The sequence below is a fragment of the Tessaracoccus lacteus genome, assembly GCF_029917005.1.
Classification (GTDB): Bacteria; Actinomycetota; Actinomycetes; order Propionibacteriales; family Propionibacteriaceae; genus Arachnia; species Arachnia lactea.
This window is the reverse complement of the sequence record NZ_CP123967.1, coordinates 2,525,159-2,540,369: the sequence shown is the minus strand read 5'-3', so window position 1 is coordinate 2,540,369 and position 15,211 is coordinate 2,525,159. Positions and strand designations below refer to the sequence as shown.

Below are 15,211 nucleotides of genomic sequence, written 5' to 3'. Positions count from 1 at the left end.
GTTCTTCATGCCCGCCTGGCGTGGCTGCCATGCTTCGCCTTCCGGGCGAAACGTGGCTGACATGGCTCTTCCTGCACCTTCTCCACAGGCGGAGGACGTGGACCTGCACGTCTGCACGGCCGGCCCCTGTTAGCGGGGGGCGGGCTCAGCCCGGGACCGGTGGCGTGGTTGGATTGCCCTATGACAGCTCGGAAGATCGGCGTCACCGAGGTAGTGCTCCGTGACGCGCATCAAAGCTTGATGGCAACCCGCATGGCCATGGAAGACATGGTCGGCGCCTGCGAGGACATCGACAATGCCGGCTACTGGTCGGTTGAGTGTTGGGGCGGGGCGACGTTCGACGCCTGCATCCGCTTCCTCAACGAGGATCCCTGGAAGCGCCTGCGTACGTTCCGTGAGTTGCTTCCCAACTCGCGGCTCCAGATGCTGCTCCGCGGCCAGAACCTCCTCGGCTACCGCCACTACGAGGACATGGTCGTCGAGAAGTTCGTTGACAAGGCAGCCGAGAACGGCATGGACGTGTTCCGCGTGTTCGACGCGCTGAACGATCCGCGCAACATGGCGCGGGCGATGGCGGCGGTGAAGGCCTCGGGCAAGCACGCCCAGGGCACCATCTGCTACACCATCTCCCCGGTCCACACCGTCGACGGCTACATCAAGCTCGCCGGCCAGCTGCTGGACATGGGCGCCGAGTCGATCGCGCTCAAGGACATGGCTGCACTGCTGCAGCCGCAGCCCGCCTACGACATCGTCAAGGGCATCAAGGACACCTACGGTGATGTGCAGATCAACGTGCACTGCCACTCCACCACAGGCGTGACGCTCGTCTCGCTGATGAAGGCCATCGAGGCTGGCGCCGACGTCGTCGACACCGCGATCTCGTCCATGTCGCTCGGCCCGGGTCACAACCCCACCGAGTCGCTCGTGGCGATGCTCGAGGGCACCGAGTACACGACCGACCTCGACATGGACCGCCTCCTGAGGATCCGTGACCACTTCGCGGCCGTGCGCCCGAAGTACCAGGAGTTCGAGTCCGCCACGCTGGTCGACACGAACATCTTCTCCTCGCAGATCCCCGGCGGCATGCTGTCGAACATGGAGTCGCAGCTGAAGGCCCAGGGTGCGGGCGACCGCATCAACGAGGTCATGGCCGAGGTCCCGCGGGTCAAGGCCGACGCCGGCCACCCGCCACTGGTCACCCCGTCGTCGCAGATCGTCGGCACCCAGGCCGTTTTCAACGTCCTCATGGGCCGCTACAAGGTCATGACGGGCGAGTTCGCCGACCTGATGCTCGGCTACTACGGCGAGTGCCTCGGCGAGCGTAACCCCGAGGTCGTGGAGCTGGCCAAGGTCCAGACCAAGAAGGAGCCGATCACCGTCCGCCCCGCAGACCTGCTCGAGCCCGAGTGGGACAAGCTGGTCTCCGACGCGTCGAACCTCGACGGCTTCGACGGGTCCGACGAGGATGTGCTCACCAACGCGATGTTCCCCGGTGTCGCGCCCAAGTTCTTCGCGTCCCGCGCCGAAGGCCCCAAGAACGTCGGGAAGACCCCCGCCCAGCTCGCTGCCGAGGCCGCGAAGGCCGCGGGCAACGTGCCCGGCATCAAGGTCCCCGTCAACTACAACGTCACCATCGCCGGTCAGTCGCACAGCGTGACTGTCGAGCCGGCCTGAAGGAGGACCAATGGCTAAGCAGCACACGATGGACGAGCGCCTCGAGCAGCTCGCCGAGCGTCGAGCCAAGGTTGAGGCCGGAGGCGGTGAGAAGAAGCTGGAGAAGCAGCGCGAGAAGGGCAAGATGACCGCCCGCGAACGCCTCGCGGCCCTGCTCGACGAGAACTCGTTCCAGGAGACCGGCGCCTTCCGTCGCAACCGGACCACCACGTTCGGCATGGACAAGGCCGACATGCCCGCCGACGGCGTCGTCACCGGTTCCGGCGCGGTGTTCGGACGCCCGGTGCACGTCGCCTCCCAGGACTTCACTGTCATGGGCGGCTCCGCCGGCGAGGCGCACTCGATCAAGGTCACTGAGGCACTGAAGGCCTCGCTGCAGACGGGCACCCCGTTCGTGTTCATCAACGACTCGGGCGGCGCCCGGGTCCAGGAGGGCATCGACTCGCTGTCCGGCTACGGCAAGGTGTTCTACGCCAACGTCTTGCTGTCCGGCGCCGTGCCGCAGATCTCGATCATCGCCGGCCCCTGCGCCGGTGGCGCGGCCTACTCGCCCGCCCTGACCGACTTCATCATCCAGACCCGCAAGGCCCACATGTTCATCACGGGCCCTGGCGTCATCAAGCAGGTCACCGGAGAGAACGTCACGCAGGACGAGCTCGGCGGTGCCGACGCGCACATGTCCCGCTCCGGCGTCGTCCACTTCGTGGCCGATGACGACGAGCAGGCCATCCTGATCGCGCAGAAGCTCCTGAGCTTTTTGCCGCAGAACAACACCGAGGACGCCCCGATCGTCGATCCCGACGACGTGGTGGAGTCGAACCCGAAGCTCCGCGACATCATCCCCGTCGAGAGCAACAAGGGCTACGACGTCCGCGATGTCATCAACGAGATCGTCGACCACCGCGACTTCCTCGAGGTCCAGGCCGGGTGGGCCATGAACATCGTCGTCGGCTTCGGCCGCGTCGTGGGCCGCACCGTCGGCATCATCGCCAACCAGCCGAGCGTCATGTCCGGCGTGCTCGACATCGACTCCTCGGACAAGTCCAGCAAGTTCGTCCGTTTCTGCAACGCGTTCAACATCCCGGTGCTGAACCTCGTCGACGTCCCCGGCTTCCTGCCCGGCGTCGCGCAGGAGCACAACGGCATCATCCGCCACGGCGCGAAGATGCTGTACGCGTACTCCGCGGCGACGGTCCCGAAGATCACGGTCGTGCTGCGCAAGGCCTACGGCGGCGCGTACCTGGCCATGTGCTCGAAGGACCTGGGCGCCGACAAGGTGTTCGCCTGGCCGACCGCCGAGATCGCCGTGATGGGCGCCGAGGGCGCGGCCAACGTCGTGTTCCGCAGGGAGATCGACGCGGCCGAGGACCAGGAGGCCAAGCGGGCCGAGCTGGTCGAGGAGTACCGCGAGACGTTCTCCACGCCGTACATGGCCGCGAGCCGTGGCCTGGTCGACGACATCATCGACCCGGCCGACACCCGTCGCCAGGTCGCGATGGCGCTGGAGCTCCTCGTCGGCAAGCGTGAGCTTCGTCCCGCGAAGAAGCACGGCCTCGGGCCGGCGTGATCGGAACAGCCATGGAAGACGAAACGCTCAAGGAGCTGCGCCACCTCGTCGCGCAGCTCACGGATAAGGTCTCGACCCTCGAGACGAAGATCCAGCGGCTGGAAGCCCAGCAGCAGATCCCCGAAGAGGACCTCGTCGCGATCGGCGCGGCCCTGGCCGCATACTTCGGCTACGCGCCGAAGGTGCGCGCCATCCGCTTCGGCTCGCAGTCCAAGTGGGCCACCGCCGCCCGCGAGCGCGTCCACGACCGTTCCGTCCCGCACGTCCGCTAAGGAAGAAGAATGAAGCTCAAGGTGACCGTCAACGCGACGGAGTACGAGATCGACGTGGAGGTGGAGCAGGAGGAGCGTCCTCAGCTCGGCCCGATCGTGATCGGTGTCAACGGTGGGTCCAACCCCATCCCGACCAAGGCGTCCGTGACCGCCGTCAGCAGCAACGCCGTCGTGGCGCCGCTGGCCGGTTCGGTGGCCCGCATCCTGGTGGCCGAGGGCGACGAGATCGAGGCCGGCCAGGTCCTCCTCGTCCTCGAGGCCATGAAGATGGAGACCGAGATCACCGCGCCTGCCGCGGGCAAGGTCTCTGCGATCCTCGTCGCCCCCGGCGACGCGGTCCAGGGTGGTCAGGCTCTCATCGAGCTCTGATTCGCAGCACAGCGGGCGGCGCCCCGGACGGGTCTCCCCGTCCGGGGCGCCGCCGCGTTTTCCTGAGGATCGGCCCCACTAGTCTGGGAGATGACCGACGCATGCAAGGAGACCGGATGAGTGACCAGTCGCCAGCGCCCCTCGGCGACGACACGTCGCCGACGCAGTTCGACGAGCACGCGGCCGGGGCGCTCCCGGCGCCCGACCCGATGGAGCCCGTCGACCGGGCGGAGGTCATCGCCGAGGGCGGCCGCAAGGTCTCCGAGTGGAGCGCGCGCTTCCTCCTGATCGCCGCGGCGCTCGGGGTGCTTGGCTGGGGGCTCAGCAAGGTCTGGGACGGGCTCCTTCCGCTGCTGCTCGCGCTGCTCATCTCGTCGGTCCTGTGGCCCGTCGTGGCGAAGCTGAAGAAGTGGCGCGTCCCCCACGGCCTCGGCGCGCTGATCGCCCTGCTGCTGGCCGCCGGATTCGTCGCGGCGATGCTGTCCTACGTCGCGCCGTCGGTCGTGTCGCAGTGGCCGCAGTTGTGGAGTTCCGCCATCACGGGCGTGCGGAGGCTGCAGGACTGGGTCGCCGGGCCGCCCTTCAACGTGCACGACGACGAACTGAACCTTTGGATCGATCAGGCGCTGAACTGGCTGCAGACTCACAGCAGCGAGCTGCTCGGGCAGGCCGTCAGCCTCGGCGGCAGCGTCGGCAGCGGGGTCGTGAAGCTCCTCCTGACGCTCGTGCTGACGTTCTTCTTCCTGAAGGACGGCGTGAAGTTCATCGGTGTGGTGCAGGGGGTTGTCGGGCGCCGCGCAGGGTTCCACGCCTCCGAGCTGCTGACGCGGATGTGGAACACGCTGTCCGGGTACATCCGCACGCAGGCCATCGTCAGCTTCGTCGACGCCTTCTTCATCGGGCTGGGCCTGGTGCTGCTCGGCGTCCCGCTCGCGATGCCGATCGCCGTCCTGACGTTCATGGCGGGGTTCATTCCCGTCGTCGGTGCCGTGTCGGTGGGCACGCTGGCCGTCCTGGTCGCGCTCGTCTCGAACGGCTTCTACACGGCCCTGTTCGTCCTGATCCTGATCATCGGCGTGCAGCAGTTGGAGGGGAACGTCCTCCAGCCGCTACTGCAGTCGAAGGTCATGAAGCTGCACCCCGTGGTCATCCTGATCAGCGTGGTGCTCGGCGGCGTGTGGGCGGGCATCATCGGCATGTTCCTCGCCGTGCCCGTCGTCGCCGTGCTCGCGGTCGTGTTCCGCTACCTGGGGGACCTGACGGACCTCAGGACGGGGGAGAAGGTTGCGGGCGACATCGCCTGGGCCACCGACGAGGGGCAGCACGTCGCCTCGGAGTCCGAACGGGCCTCTGTCCTGTTCCGGGCGGCGCTCTCGCTGGCCCGGCTCCGTCACGATCCCGTCGCGACCCACACCCCGCACCAGGCCACGGAACCCGACGATGCGGCCTCAGACGTGCCCGCCGCGGGGCCGCGATCGGCCACCGGGAGGCCGCGGCTGCCGTCCCTGCCGCGCCCGTGGCGGCGCCGTGGGGACGCGGACCAGTAGGTCAGCCCCGGAACACCTTGTACTGCGCGGCCTGCGCGCGCGGCCGGATGGTGATCCGGTCGAGGTTGACGTGCGCGGGGCGTGTCGCCATGAACGAGATGGTGTCCGCCACGTCGTCGGCCGTCAGGGGCTCGTCGACGCCCGCGTAGACCTTGTCGGCCTTCTCCTTGTCGCCGGCGAAGCGGGTCAGCGCGAACTCGTCGGTGCGCACCATGCCGGGGCAGATCTCCATGATTCGGACCGGCTGGTCGAACAGCTCGAGGCGGAGCGCCTCCACGACGGCGCGCTCGCCCGCCTTCGCCGCGCAGTAGCCGGCGCCGCCCTCGTAGCCCCAGTCGGCGGCGGTCGAGGTGACGAAGATGATGGCCCCGCCGGCTGCGGTGAGCGCCGGAAGGAGGGCCTTGGTGACGCGGGTCGTGCCGATCAGGTTCGTGGCGAGCATCTGCTCCCACGCGTCGAGGTCGGCCTCAGCGACCGGCTCGAGCCCGACGGCCCCGCCGGCGTTGTTGACGAGCACGTCCAGGGTGTCGCCGACCTCGGCGGCGAGGCGTGCGACGTCGTCGGCCGAGGTGATGTCGCAGGCGACGGCGACGCCGTCGATCTCCGCGGCCAAGGCCTCGACCCGGTCCGCGCGGCGGGCCGCGCAGACGACGCGGAAACCCTCCGCTGCGAGGCGGCGCGCGGTGGCGGCGCCGATTCCTGAACTTGCTCCGGTGACGAGTGCGGTAGGCATGGCCCTCACTCTAGGCCCCTTCCCCCTGACCCCCGCCACCCCTCCCGCCAGACACCAGCCCTAACGACGGACGCCACCCCTGTCGACCGATGCCACCGCCTGGGCGGTGGCATATGCGACGAAGGGTGGCGTCTGCCGGTAAGGGTGGCGTGTGGCGACTACTTCTTCTTGCCCTGGTTCTTCACGGCCTCGATGGACGCCTTCGCGGCCTCAGGGTCGAGGTAGCGGCCGCCAGGCGTGACGGGCTTGAAGTTCTCGTCCAGCTCGTAGAACAGCGGGATGCCGGTCGGGATGTTCAGGCCGGCGATGTCCTCGTCCGAGATGCCATCGAGGTGCTTGACGAGAGCGCGCAGCGAGTTGCCGTGCGCCGTGACGAGCACGGTCTTGCCTTCGGCCAGGTCGGGGACGATGTGCGCCTCCCAGTAGGGCAGCAGGCGGGCGACGACATCCTTCAGGCACTCGGTACGGGGGCGCTCGGCCTCGGGGATGTCGGCGTAGCGGGCATCGTGGAACTGCGAGTACTCGTCGTCGATGTCGATCAGCGGCGGCGGGGTGTCGTAGCTGCGGCGCCAGAGCATGAACTGCTCCTCGCCGTAGGTCTCCAGCGTCTGGGCCTTGTCCTTGCCCTGCAGCGCGCCGTAGTGGCGCTCGTTCAGGCGCCAGTTGCGCTTGACAGGGATCCAGTGTCGGTCACAGCCGTCGAGCGCGAGATACGCGGTGTGGATGGCGCGACGCAGCAGCGAGGTGTGCAGGATGTCGGGGAGCAGGCCCTCCGACTTCAGCAGCTTCGCGGCGTTCTTGCCTTCCGCGATGCCCTTCTCGTTGATGTCGACGTCCACCCAACCGGTGAAGAGATTCTTGGCATTCCACTCGCTCTCGCCATGGCGGAGCAGGATCAACTTCGCGGTCATGGCCCCAACCCTACAACGGGCACCGGAGCGCTCCCGGGGCGGCATGGGTTCGATGCGCCGCGGGTGCGCGCGGTGTCAGGAGATGGTGCCGAAGGAGTAGCCGGCGCGCTTGAACGCCGTGATCATCGCGCCGACGGACTCGGACGTCAGTTTCTTCTCATGTGTGTCGTGACCGAGCACGACGATCACGTGATAGCCCTCGCGGACCTGGATCGTGGCGTTCTTCACGGTCTGCTTGACCGTCTTCGGGCGTTCCGAGGTGGGCGCGCTGTCGCGGGTGTCCGAGTTCCAGTCGATCCACGTGATGCCGCGCTGGGCGAGCGCCCGGTCCGCGCCCTTCAGCCCGGTCCAGGACATGTGGCCGCCGGGGTAGCGCCACGACTGCGGCGTGTAGTCCTCGCCGAGCACCTCTCGGATGCGCGCCACCGTCCGGTCACACTCCTGCGTGATCGTCTCTGTGTTGCCCCGACGTCCGGGATACAACAGCGAGTAGTCGTGCGACCAGCTGTGCGGGCTGACCGAGTGCCCCTCCGCGATCTGCCGGGAGAGCACGTCGGGCGCCGAGCCGATCTGGGAACCCACGACGAAGAAGGTCGCGTGGACGCCGCCCTTCTTCAGAGCATCGAGGATGACGTGGCTCGTCTGCGGATTGGGGCCGTCGTCGAAGGTCAGGAAGACGATCTTCTTGTCGGGGCGCCGCTTCCTGCCGGTCAGCCAGGCGTTGACGGTGCTGGCCGGGTAGACATAGCCGGCCTTGTCGGCGGCCCAACTGTGGTTCGTGCCGGGCCTGAGCAGGGTCAGGTCCGCCGGGGGATCGGTCACCTTCGCTGAGGGGGCATCGGCGGTGGGCGTGCCTGGTGTGGCGGTTGCCGGCTGCGTCGGGCCGGCCGGGCTGTGGGGCGACGCACTCGTCGGCAGCGGCGAGGTCGGCGGGGCCGAGGTCGGGGTCGTCGACCGCGTGGTGGCCGGCATGGATGGCGAGGCGGTGGACGAGGCGACGGGGCTGGAACCCGAGCCCTGGGCCGCGTCGCCCGCGACGGTCGTGAGCCCGGCCGGGGCGCATGCGGTCAGGGCCACGGCGACAGCGGCGACGGTTGCGAGCGCGACGCGCTGCAGGGGCATTTCTGCACCTCCTGGGGAAGACGACCGTGCCGACAATACGACGCGACCCGGCGACGACCAATCGGAGCGTGGTCGTCGCCGGGTCGGACCCTGGGCCCGGGGCGGGGCCCACGGTCAGGCGTTGGGCCAGTCCTCGCCTTCCGGGACCTGGCCGGTGATGATGTAGATGACGCGGCGACCGACGGCGACCGCGTGGTCGGCGTAGCGCTCGAAGTAGCGGCCGAGCAGAGCCACATCCACGGCACCTTCGATGCTGATGTCCGAGTCCTCCGCCAGCATGGTGGTGAACTGGTCGGCGCGGAGATCATCCATCCGCTCGTCGATCTCGACCAGCCGTTTGGCCTGGTTCGCGTCGCGGTCGTGCAGCGAGAGCCTGGCCACGTCGATGACCTCGATGGCGATGTCAGCCATCTCGGCGAAGCTCGCCTGGAACTGCGGCGGGACGGCGTGCGCCGGATAGCGCAGTCGGGCGATCTTCGCGACGTGCGCAGCCAGGTCGCCCATGCGTGCCAGTTCGAAGACGACGCGGATCGCGGAGACGATGATGCGCAGCTCGCCGGCGACAGGAGCCTGCAGCGCGAGGAGGGAGAGGCACTTGTACTCCATCTCCTCGTGGAGCCGGTCCAGCTCAGCGTCGTTCGTGATGACGGTCTCGGCCTTGGTCAGGTCGGCTGTCAGCAGCGCCTCGGACGCCGTCTTGATGGCTGCCTCCGCGAGCTCGGCCATGTGGACGAGGCGGTCGATGATCGAATCGAGCTCCTCGTGGTAGCTGGTGCGCATGGTGCTGTCGCTCCTCCTTGTGGGTGGCGCCGAGTCTAGCCGGGCGCGACGATCGGCACCGAGGCTAGACCAGGCAGATGAACGGGGGTCTTCATGGCGTGAACCACAGGTGAACGACGCGTGAAACCTCGCCGGAGGCGTCCCACCCGTCGGGAATCACGCTCAGGCCGGGGCCGCCGGATCACCGTATGATGGCAGCCATGCATCCAGCGTTTGCCGGTCTCATCGGGGCCGGACTCGCCCTCCTGTGCTGCCTGTTCGCCTACCTGATCCACCGGGGACGTGAGGCGTGGCGGCAGCTCGAGGCACAGCGGAACGCCGACCGGGTCTCGCCTGAGCTGCGGGAGGCGTTGACCGCCATCCGCAACGGGGCACTGCTCGTCGGGGCCGACGACGAGGTCCTCGTCGTCAACGACGTCGGAGAGGCCATGACGCTGGCCCGAGGCACGCGCGTCGGATTCCCGGCGTTGCTGGAGCGGGTCCGCAGCGTCCGCGAGGACGGGCATCCGTTCAGCGGGGTCGTGCTGCGTGAGCGGCAGCCCGGCGAGGAGAAGCTCGAACTGTCAGTCAACGTGGTCCGGCTGAGCGATGACAAGGTGCTCGTGATCGCCGTCGACGAGTCGACGCTGCGCCGCATCGAGGCGGCCCGCCGGGACTTCGTCGCGAACATCTCCCACGAACTGAAGACCCCGATCGGCGCGATCAGCGTGCTGGCCGAGGCTGTGGAGGCCGCCCGCGACGACCCGGAGGCCGTCGAGAGGTTCGCCGGCAGGCTGCAACGGGAGACCGCGCGGCTGGCCGAGCTCACCAACCAGATCATCGACCTGTCCCGCCTGCAGACCGAGGACCCCATGCTGACTCGCGAGGTCGTGGATCTCTGGGACGTCGTCGACGAGGCCGTCTCACGGTCGCGGGAGAAGGCCGCAGCCCGCCACGTGACGCTGACCGTGGCCCGCACGGCCCACCTGGCGGTCAACGGCGACCGCTGGCAGCTCGTCGACGCCGTCACCAACCTGACCGTCAACGCCATCAACTACTCCGACCAACGCGCGCGCGTCGCCGTGAGCCTCGTGGAGATGTTCGAGGACGGGCAGAGCTGGGCGGACATCAAGGTCTCCGACAACGGCATCGGCATCCGCCCCGAGGACCAGGACCGGATCTTCGAGCGGTTCTACCGCGTCGATTACGGGCGCTCCCGCGAGACGGGCGGCACCGGGCTCGGCCTGTCCATCGTCAAGCACATCGCGCGGGCGCACGGCGGCAGCGTTCGCGTATGGTCACGCCCGGGACATGGGTCGACCTTCACGCTGCGGCTGCCGCTGAACCGCGCCGACCCGCACTACCGAGAACTGGAAATGGAGGGCAGCTGATGGCCCGGATCCTGATCATCGAGGACGAGGAGTCCTACCGCGAGGCGTTGAGCTTCATGCTCGGCAAGGAGGGCTTCGAGGTCGTCACAGCCTCGGACGGCACCCAGGGGATCGCGTTGTTCGACGCCCAGGGCGCCGACCTCGTGCTGCTCGACCTCATGATGCCGGGCATCTCCGGGCTTGAGGTGTGTCGTCAGCTGCGTGCCCGCAGCGGCGTGCCCATCGTGATGGTGACCGCCCGCGACGCGGAGGTCGACAAGGTCGTCGGGCTGGAGATCGGTGCCGACGACTACGTCACCAAGCCGTTCAGCCATCGGGAGCTGGTGGCCCGCATCAGGGCCGTCCTGCGGCGCGGCCAGGAGCAGGCTGTGCTGCTGCCCGATGTAGTGGAGGTCGGCGGTGTCCGCCTCGACGTGGAGCGTCACCAGGTCGTGGTGGACGGCAACGACGTGCACCTCGCCCTGCGTGAGTTCGAGCTGCTGGAGCTGCTGCTGCGCAACGCGGGCAGGGTCATGACGCGGGGGCAGCTCATCGACCGGATCTGGGGCAGCAACTATGTGGGCGACACCAAGACCCTCGACGTCCACGTCAAGCGGCTGCGTGCGAAGGTCGAGCAGGATCCGGCCGAGCCGCGACGGCTCGTGACGGTCCGCGGGCTCGGCTACAAGTTCGAGGCCTGAGGGGTCAGGCGGCGCCCTGGGCCGCCGACCATTCCTCGGCGAAGTCCGGGTGCTCCGAGGAGTAGACGGGGGCCTCGACGGCAGCGCTCTGCCCGTCGGCGAAAGCGACGGTGATGGTGGCGTTGCGGCCGAGGATGAGCGCCGGATCGGAGAACATCGTATCGGCGCCGTCCAGCGTGACGGTCGCGCCCTTGGCCAGGTCCGCGGTGTAGGCGATGGTCTGCGCGGTCCCGAACGAGCCGTCCTCGGCCTGCGGGGCGACGCTGATGCCGACCACCTCGGCGGCCTCGTCTCGCGAGGTGATGCCGCCGGCGACGATCGCGTCGCCGGCCTCGTCGGAGACGATCATGAAGTTGCGGAGCTTGAGGCCGCCGACGTCGGTCTGCGCGCCCGCCGCGGGCGGCGCCTCCTCCTGCCAGCCGCTTGCCGTGCAGGCGCTCAGCGAAACGGCGAGCGCTGCGGACGCGACGAGAGCCGTCAGACGGCTCAGGGGCTTGCTCATTTCAGGGACCTCCGGAAGCGGGGCGTGGGTGGCCACATCCTAGCCAGATCGGGGTGACGGTGTGCGGCACCGCGTCACAAAGCCAGCGCTGCCAGCGAACGACTCTGGGCGGAGGCGGTCCGGACTGCTAGAATTGGCTGTGGAAAGGGGTCTTCTAGTATGACTTTTTCGATCGGTGAGACCGTTGTCTACCCCAATCACGGTACTGCGGTCATCGAGGACATCGAAAATCGGACCATCAAGGGTGAGGACAAGCTCTTCCTCGTTCTTCGAGTAATCGGCCAGAACGATCTTGTGATCAAGGTCCCGGCCTGCAACCTCGACCTCGTGGGTGTTCGCGACGTCGTTGACGCTGACGGGCTGGAGAGAGTCTTCTCCGTCCTTCGCGCTGAGCACACCGAGGAGCCGGCCAACTGGTCGCGTCGATTCAAGGCCAACATGGAGAAGCTCCACTCCGGCAATGTCATCAAGGTCTCCGAGGTCGTCCGCGATCTGTGGCGCCGCGATCGCGACAAGGGCCTCTCGGCCGGCGAGAAGCGGATGCTGGCGAAGGCCCGCGCCATCCTGGTCGCCGAGCTCGCGCTTGCCGAGCACGTCGAGGAGGACAAGGCGGAGATCATGCTGGACGAGGTTCTCGCCTCCTGAAGATCCCAGACACATCCGTGACATCTTCTGATGCGCCGGCCGTCGCCGTTGTGGTGGCGGCCGGTTCTGGTTCCCGGCTGGGCGCCGCCGTCCCCAAGGCGCTCGTTGAACTCGACGGCGTGACGCTGGTGCGTCGCGCCGTCGATGCGTTGGCCGAGGCCGGCATCGACGAGATCGTCGTCACGATCCCGGAAGGTATGGTCGACGCGTTCGCCGAGGCGCTGCGCGGCGCCCCGGCTCGCGTCGCGACCGTCGTCGGCGGCCGGATCCGCCAGGACTCGGTCCGGCGGGGACTGGCCGCGCTGGGCGCCGCTGCGGACGCGATCGTGCTCGTGCACGACGCCGCCCGCTCGCTGGTGCCGGCCGAGACGGTACGCGGCGTCGTCGCCGCGGTCCGCGCCGGGGCCGACTGCGTCATCCCCGTCATGCCCGTCGTCGACTCGGTTCGTCGGGTGACCGTCGAGGGGAACGAGATCGTCGATCGCGCTGACCTGCGCGCGGTGCAGACCCCGCAGGCCGCGCGGCTGCAGACGCTGCGCGACGCGCACGCCCTCGTGGAGCGTGACGGCGTCGAGGTCACCGACGACGCGGCCGTGTGCGAATACGCCGGCCTCAGCGTCACGCTGGTGCCCGGGCACCGCGACGCGCTCAAGATCACCGAACCGATCGACCTGGTGCTTGCCCAGGCGATCCTGGAACAGAGGCGGCAGTCATGATGAGGGTCGGCATGGGCACCGACGTCCACCGGCTTGAACCGGGCGTCGAGATGTGGGTCGCGGGGCTGCACTTCCCCGACGAATCAGCGGGGCTCGCCGGACACTCCGACGGGGACGTCGCCGCACATGCCGCCTGTGACGCGCTGCTCAGCGCGGCAGGGCTCGGTGACCTGGGCTCCAACTACGGCACTGCAGAGCCGGAGTGGGCGGGCGCGAGCGGGGCCGCTTTCCTCGCCGAGACGGCTCGGCGCGTCCGTGCGGCCGGGTTCGAGATCGGCAACGTGTCGGTGCAGATCATCGGCAACCGGCCGCGCATGGCAGGGCGCCGGAGCGAAGCCGAGGCGGCGATGTCCGGGGCTGTGGGGGCCCCCGTGAGCGTCAGCGCCACGACCACCGACGGCCTCGGGCTGACCGGCCGCGGCGAGGGCGTCGCTGCGATGGCGGTGGCCGCCGTCACACCCGTCTAGGAGCATCGTGCGCAGACTGGCTCTGATGGTCGTGGCCACGCTCCTGACCGTTGTCTGGGCGCTCCCGGCGTACGCCGATGTCGTCGCCGACGAGGCGACCTACACCGTTGCGGTCGCCGCCGACGGGACCTTGGCCGTCACGCAGACGCTGACGTTCCCGGCGGCGCCTGGAGAGATCGTCCAGGTACTGCCGACATCCGCCGAGTCCGACTCCGACGGCACCCGTCGCTTCGTCATCACCGACGTCGCCGTCGAGCCTGACGCTGCGACGGTCGCCACCTCCCACGTCCCCGGCGGGATTGAGGTGCGTATCGCCTCAGACACGGCCGACCCGCTCACCCTGAGCTACACCGTCGCCGGCGCCACCTTCGCCAGCCGGGACGCGAGCGGGGACCTGACGGTCGTCGCCTGGCCGGTGCTGAGCGGGCTGAGCGTCGGTGTCGGGTCGGTCACGGGAACCGTGACCGGTCCGGCCGTCGCGCAACTGATCGACTGCCAGTCCGGCCCGGTCGGCAGCGTCGGCAAGTGCGCGCTGACCAGCGCGGGAACCGTCGACTCCGCCGACGCGACGTTCCAGGACGGCGCGCGCGTCGCGGGGGAGCAGGTCGTGCTCACCGTCGGCTACCCGGCGACCCACGTCGCGGTGACGGAAGACCTCGTCCACCGCTGGAGCCTCGACCGGGCGTTCACGCTGGGCTGGCGTCAAACCCTCGCGGCGCTGGCGGCGGCGGTCGTCGGAGGCGCAGTGCTGGTGCTGCTCTACCGGCGCACGGGCTTCGACGAGGCCGACGGAGCCTCCAGCCCCGTCGCCCTGTTCACTCCCGTCGGTGATGGGGAGGCCGTGCTGCGGCCCGTCGAGGGAGTGCGGCCCGGACACGTCGGGACTTTGGCCGACGAGACCGTCGACCCCGTCGACATCACCGCCACCCTGATCGACCTCGCGGTGCGGGGACATCTCCGTATCGTCGAGCTGCCGCGCACGGCGCACGGCGCCACCGACTGGCGTCTCGAGCGCCGCACTGGCGGGGACGAGACGGCCGCCTTCGAGACCCGCATGCTGGAGGCCGTGGCGCCGATCGGCGGGTCCACGCTGGTGTCCGAGCTGCCCGCCGCCGTGTCCGGCGCGCTGCCGGAGGTCCGCGACGCCCTGTACGACGACGTGGTGCGCCGCGGCTGGTTCGCGTCGCGCCCCGACTCGACCAGATCGACGTGGCGCCGCATCGGCGTCGTCGCGCTGGCTGTGGCGGTGTTGGCGGCCGCGTTGCTGATCGCCTTCACGAGCCTGGGTCTGCTCGCGCTGGTCCTGTTGGGGCTGGGCGCCGCGACGCTCTGGCTCGCCGACCAGATGCCGCGCCGCACGGCGAAGGGGACCGCGGCGCTGTCCGGGCTGCGCACGCTGGCCGGTCAGCTCGCGACGGTGCCGACCCGGCAGCTGCCACGCGACCGGGAGCTCGAGGAGGCGTCGCGCGTGCTCGGCTACGCCGTCGTGCTGGGCGGCACACGACGATGGCTGGAGGCCCTCGTCGAGTTCGACGCCGACCAGAGTCCCGACCCGACGGCCTTGGACTGGTATCACGCGCCGGACACCTGGCACCTGCGCGACCTGCCGTCGTCGCTGGCGCAGTTCATCACGACGGTGCAGGGCCTGCTGATCTCCCGCTGACGCTGCACCCAGCCCGCCGCCCCGCCCCTGCGGACGCCAACAGTATTTCCCAGACGCCAACGAAGTTAACGGACGCCAACGATATTCACGCGAATATCGTTGGCGTCCGTGCATACCGTTGGCGTCTGCGGAAGGGGTGCCAGGGGGGACGGGGCGGTAGAGGAACCGGGAGCAGGTAGCCTTCTGACCTGGA

Annotated in this window: 16 protein-coding genes; 11 read left to right on the top strand and 5 right to left on the bottom strand. The window is 69.1% G+C overall.

Annotated elements, in window-relative coordinates; translation table 11 throughout:
* Positions 1 to 180: 180 nt before the first annotated feature.
* The 5 genes from QH948_RS11855 to QH948_RS11835 all read left to right on the top strand — a co-directional run bounded on the left by QH948_RS11855 (position 181) and on the right by QH948_RS11835 (position 5,429).
* On the top strand, positions 181 to 1,674 hold the full coding sequence (locus QH948_RS11855; RefSeq protein ID WP_281144569.1) for a methylmalonyl-CoA carboxytransferase subunit 5S: 1,494 nt from the start codon (positions 181 to 183) through the stop codon (positions 1,672 to 1,674).
* A 10-nt stretch (positions 1,675 to 1,684) separates the two neighbouring features.
* Positions 1,685 to 3,241, top strand: coding sequence for an acyl-CoA carboxylase subunit beta (locus tag QH948_RS11850; protein WP_219083134.1), 1,557 nt, complete (start codon positions 1,685 to 1,687; stop codon positions 3,239 to 3,241).
* An 11-nt stretch (positions 3,242 to 3,252) separates the two neighbouring features.
* Positions 3,253 to 3,513: a hypothetical protein gene (locus tag QH948_RS11845; RefSeq protein WP_281144568.1), complete on the top strand. Its 261-nt coding sequence runs from the start codon at positions 3,253 to 3,255 to the stop codon at positions 3,511 to 3,513.
* A 9-nt stretch (positions 3,514 to 3,522) separates the two neighbouring features.
* A complete protein-coding gene (locus QH948_RS11840) occupies positions 3,523 to 3,882 on the top strand; it encodes a biotin/lipoyl-containing protein (RefSeq protein ID WP_219083138.1) in 360 nt (119 codons plus the stop codon).
* 116 nt (positions 3,883 to 3,998) lie between these two features.
* Positions 3,999 to 5,429, top strand: coding sequence for an AI-2E family transporter (locus tag QH948_RS11835; RefSeq protein ID WP_281144567.1), 1,431 nt, complete (start codon positions 3,999 to 4,001; stop codon positions 5,427 to 5,429).
* Position 5,430: 1 nt separating this feature from the next.
* Here QH948_RS11835 and QH948_RS11830 read toward each other — a convergent pair whose 3' ends face one another.
* The 4 genes from QH948_RS11830 to phoU all read right to left on the bottom strand — a co-directional run bounded on the left by QH948_RS11830 (position 5,431) and on the right by phoU (position 8,975).
* Positions 5,431 to 6,162 (bottom strand): SDR family NAD(P)-dependent oxidoreductase, encoded by a 732-nt coding sequence (locus QH948_RS11830; RefSeq protein ID WP_255556119.1) that lies wholly within the window; start codon positions 6,160 to 6,162, stop codon positions 5,431 to 5,433.
* A gap of 158 nt (positions 6,163 to 6,320) precedes the next feature.
* A complete protein-coding gene (locus QH948_RS11825) occupies positions 6,321 to 7,073 on the bottom strand; it encodes a phosphoglyceromutase (RefSeq protein WP_281144566.1) in 753 nt (250 codons plus the stop codon).
* A 75-nt stretch (positions 7,074 to 7,148) separates the two neighbouring features.
* Positions 7,149 to 8,195, bottom strand: coding sequence for a polysaccharide deacetylase family protein (locus QH948_RS11820; RefSeq protein ID WP_281144565.1), 1,047 nt, complete (start codon positions 8,193 to 8,195; stop codon positions 7,149 to 7,151).
* A gap of 114 nt (positions 8,196 to 8,309) precedes the next feature.
* Positions 8,310 to 8,975 carry a phosphate signaling complex protein PhoU gene (gene phoU / locus QH948_RS11815; RefSeq protein WP_219083149.1) on the bottom strand — a complete coding sequence of 222 codons (666 nt, stop codon included), beginning with the start codon at positions 8,973 to 8,975 and terminating at the stop codon, positions 8,310 to 8,312.
* A gap of 200 nt (positions 8,976 to 9,175) precedes the next feature.
* On the opposite strand from phoU, the gene QH948_RS11810 reads away from it, so the two are divergent.
* Both QH948_RS11810 and QH948_RS11805 read left to right on the top strand, forming a co-directional pair.
* On the top strand, positions 9,176 to 10,345 hold the full coding sequence (locus QH948_RS11810) for a sensor histidine kinase (protein WP_281144564.1): 1,170 nt from the start codon (positions 9,176 to 9,178) through the stop codon (positions 10,343 to 10,345).
* Positions 10,345 to 11,025, top strand: coding sequence for a response regulator (locus tag QH948_RS11805; RefSeq protein ID WP_281144563.1), 681 nt, complete (start codon positions 10,345 to 10,347; stop codon positions 11,023 to 11,025). The genes QH948_RS11810 and QH948_RS11805 overlap by 1 nt, the downstream gene beginning before the upstream one ends.
* Positions 11,026 to 11,029: 4 nt before the next feature.
* Here the strand turns inward: QH948_RS11805 and QH948_RS11800 are convergent, their stop codons facing one another.
* Positions 11,030 to 11,527: a hypothetical protein gene (locus QH948_RS11800; protein WP_281144562.1), complete on the bottom strand. Its 498-nt coding sequence runs from the start codon at positions 11,525 to 11,527 to the stop codon at positions 11,030 to 11,032.
* 159 nt (positions 11,528 to 11,686) lie between these two features.
* On the opposite strand from QH948_RS11800, the gene QH948_RS11795 reads away from it, so the two are divergent.
* From QH948_RS11795 to QH948_RS11780, 4 genes are read left to right on the top strand one after another with little or no spacing between them, the layout of a single operon-like run.
* A complete protein-coding gene (locus tag QH948_RS11795) occupies positions 11,687 to 12,172 on the top strand; it encodes a CarD family transcriptional regulator (RefSeq protein ID WP_219083157.1) in 486 nt (161 codons plus the stop codon).
* Between the two features lie 17 nt (positions 12,173 to 12,189).
* Positions 12,190 to 12,888 (top strand): 2-C-methyl-D-erythritol 4-phosphate cytidylyltransferase, encoded by a 699-nt coding sequence (gene ispD, locus QH948_RS11790; RefSeq protein ID WP_281144561.1) that lies wholly within the window; start codon positions 12,190 to 12,192, stop codon positions 12,886 to 12,888.
* On the top strand, positions 12,888 to 13,355 hold the full coding sequence (gene ispF, locus QH948_RS11785) for a 2-C-methyl-D-erythritol 2,4-cyclodiphosphate synthase (protein ID WP_281146196.1): 468 nt from the start codon (positions 12,888 to 12,890) through the stop codon (positions 13,353 to 13,355). Before ispD ends, ispF begins: the two co-directional genes overlap by 1 nt.
* 7 nt (positions 13,356 to 13,362) lie before the next feature.
* The gene (locus QH948_RS11780; RefSeq protein ID WP_281144560.1) at positions 13,363 to 15,018 is read left to right on the top strand and encodes a DUF2207 family protein; all 1,656 of its coding nucleotides are present in this window, start codon (positions 13,363 to 13,365) and stop codon (positions 15,016 to 15,018) included.
* The last annotated feature ends 193 nt before the right edge of the window (positions 15,019 to 15,211 follow it).

Coding starts and splice junctions, on each gene's coding strand:
- QH948_RS11830 (WP_255556119.1), bottom strand. CDS start 6,162: ATGCCTACCGCACTCGTCACCGGAGCAAGTTCAGGAATCGGCGCCGCC.
- QH948_RS11810 (WP_281144564.1), top strand. CDS start 9,176: ATGCATCCAGCGTTTGCCGGTCTCATCGGGGCCGGACTCGCCCTCCTG.
- QH948_RS11845 (WP_281144568.1), top strand. CDS start 3,253: ATGGAAGACGAAACGCTCAAGGAGCTGCGCCACCTCGTCGCGCAGCTC.
- QH948_RS11840 (WP_219083138.1), top strand. CDS start 3,523: ATGAAGCTCAAGGTGACCGTCAACGCGACGGAGTACGAGATCGACGTG.
- QH948_RS11800 (WP_281144562.1), bottom strand. CDS start 11,527: ATGAGCAAGCCCCTGAGCCGTCTGACGGCTCTCGTCGCGTCCGCAGCG.
- QH948_RS11850 (WP_219083134.1), top strand. CDS start 1,685: ATGGCTAAGCAGCACACGATGGACGAGCGCCTCGAGCAGCTCGCCGAG.
- QH948_RS11825 (WP_281144566.1), bottom strand. CDS start 7,073: ATGACCGCGAAGTTGATCCTGCTCCGCCATGGCGAGAGCGAGTGGAAT.
- phoU (WP_219083149.1), bottom strand. CDS start 8,975: ATGCGCACCAGCTACCACGAGGAGCTCGATTCGATCATCGACCGCCTC.
- QH948_RS11835 (WP_281144567.1), top strand. CDS start 3,999: ATGAGTGACCAGTCGCCAGCGCCCCTCGGCGACGACACGTCGCCGACG.
- ispF (WP_281146196.1), top strand. CDS start 12,888: ATGAGGGTCGGCATGGGCACCGACGTCCACCGGCTTGAACCGGGCGTC.
- QH948_RS11795 (WP_219083157.1), top strand. CDS start 11,687: ATGACTTTTTCGATCGGTGAGACCGTTGTCTACCCCAATCACGGTACT.
- QH948_RS11820 (WP_281144565.1), bottom strand. CDS start 8,195: ATGCCCCTGCAGCGCGTCGCGCTCGCAACCGTCGCCGCTGTCGCCGTG.
- QH948_RS11805 (WP_281144563.1), top strand. CDS start 10,345: ATGGCCCGGATCCTGATCATCGAGGACGAGGAGTCCTACCGCGAGGCG.
- QH948_RS11855 (WP_281144569.1), top strand. CDS start 181: ATGACAGCTCGGAAGATCGGCGTCACCGAGGTAGTGCTCCGTGACGCG.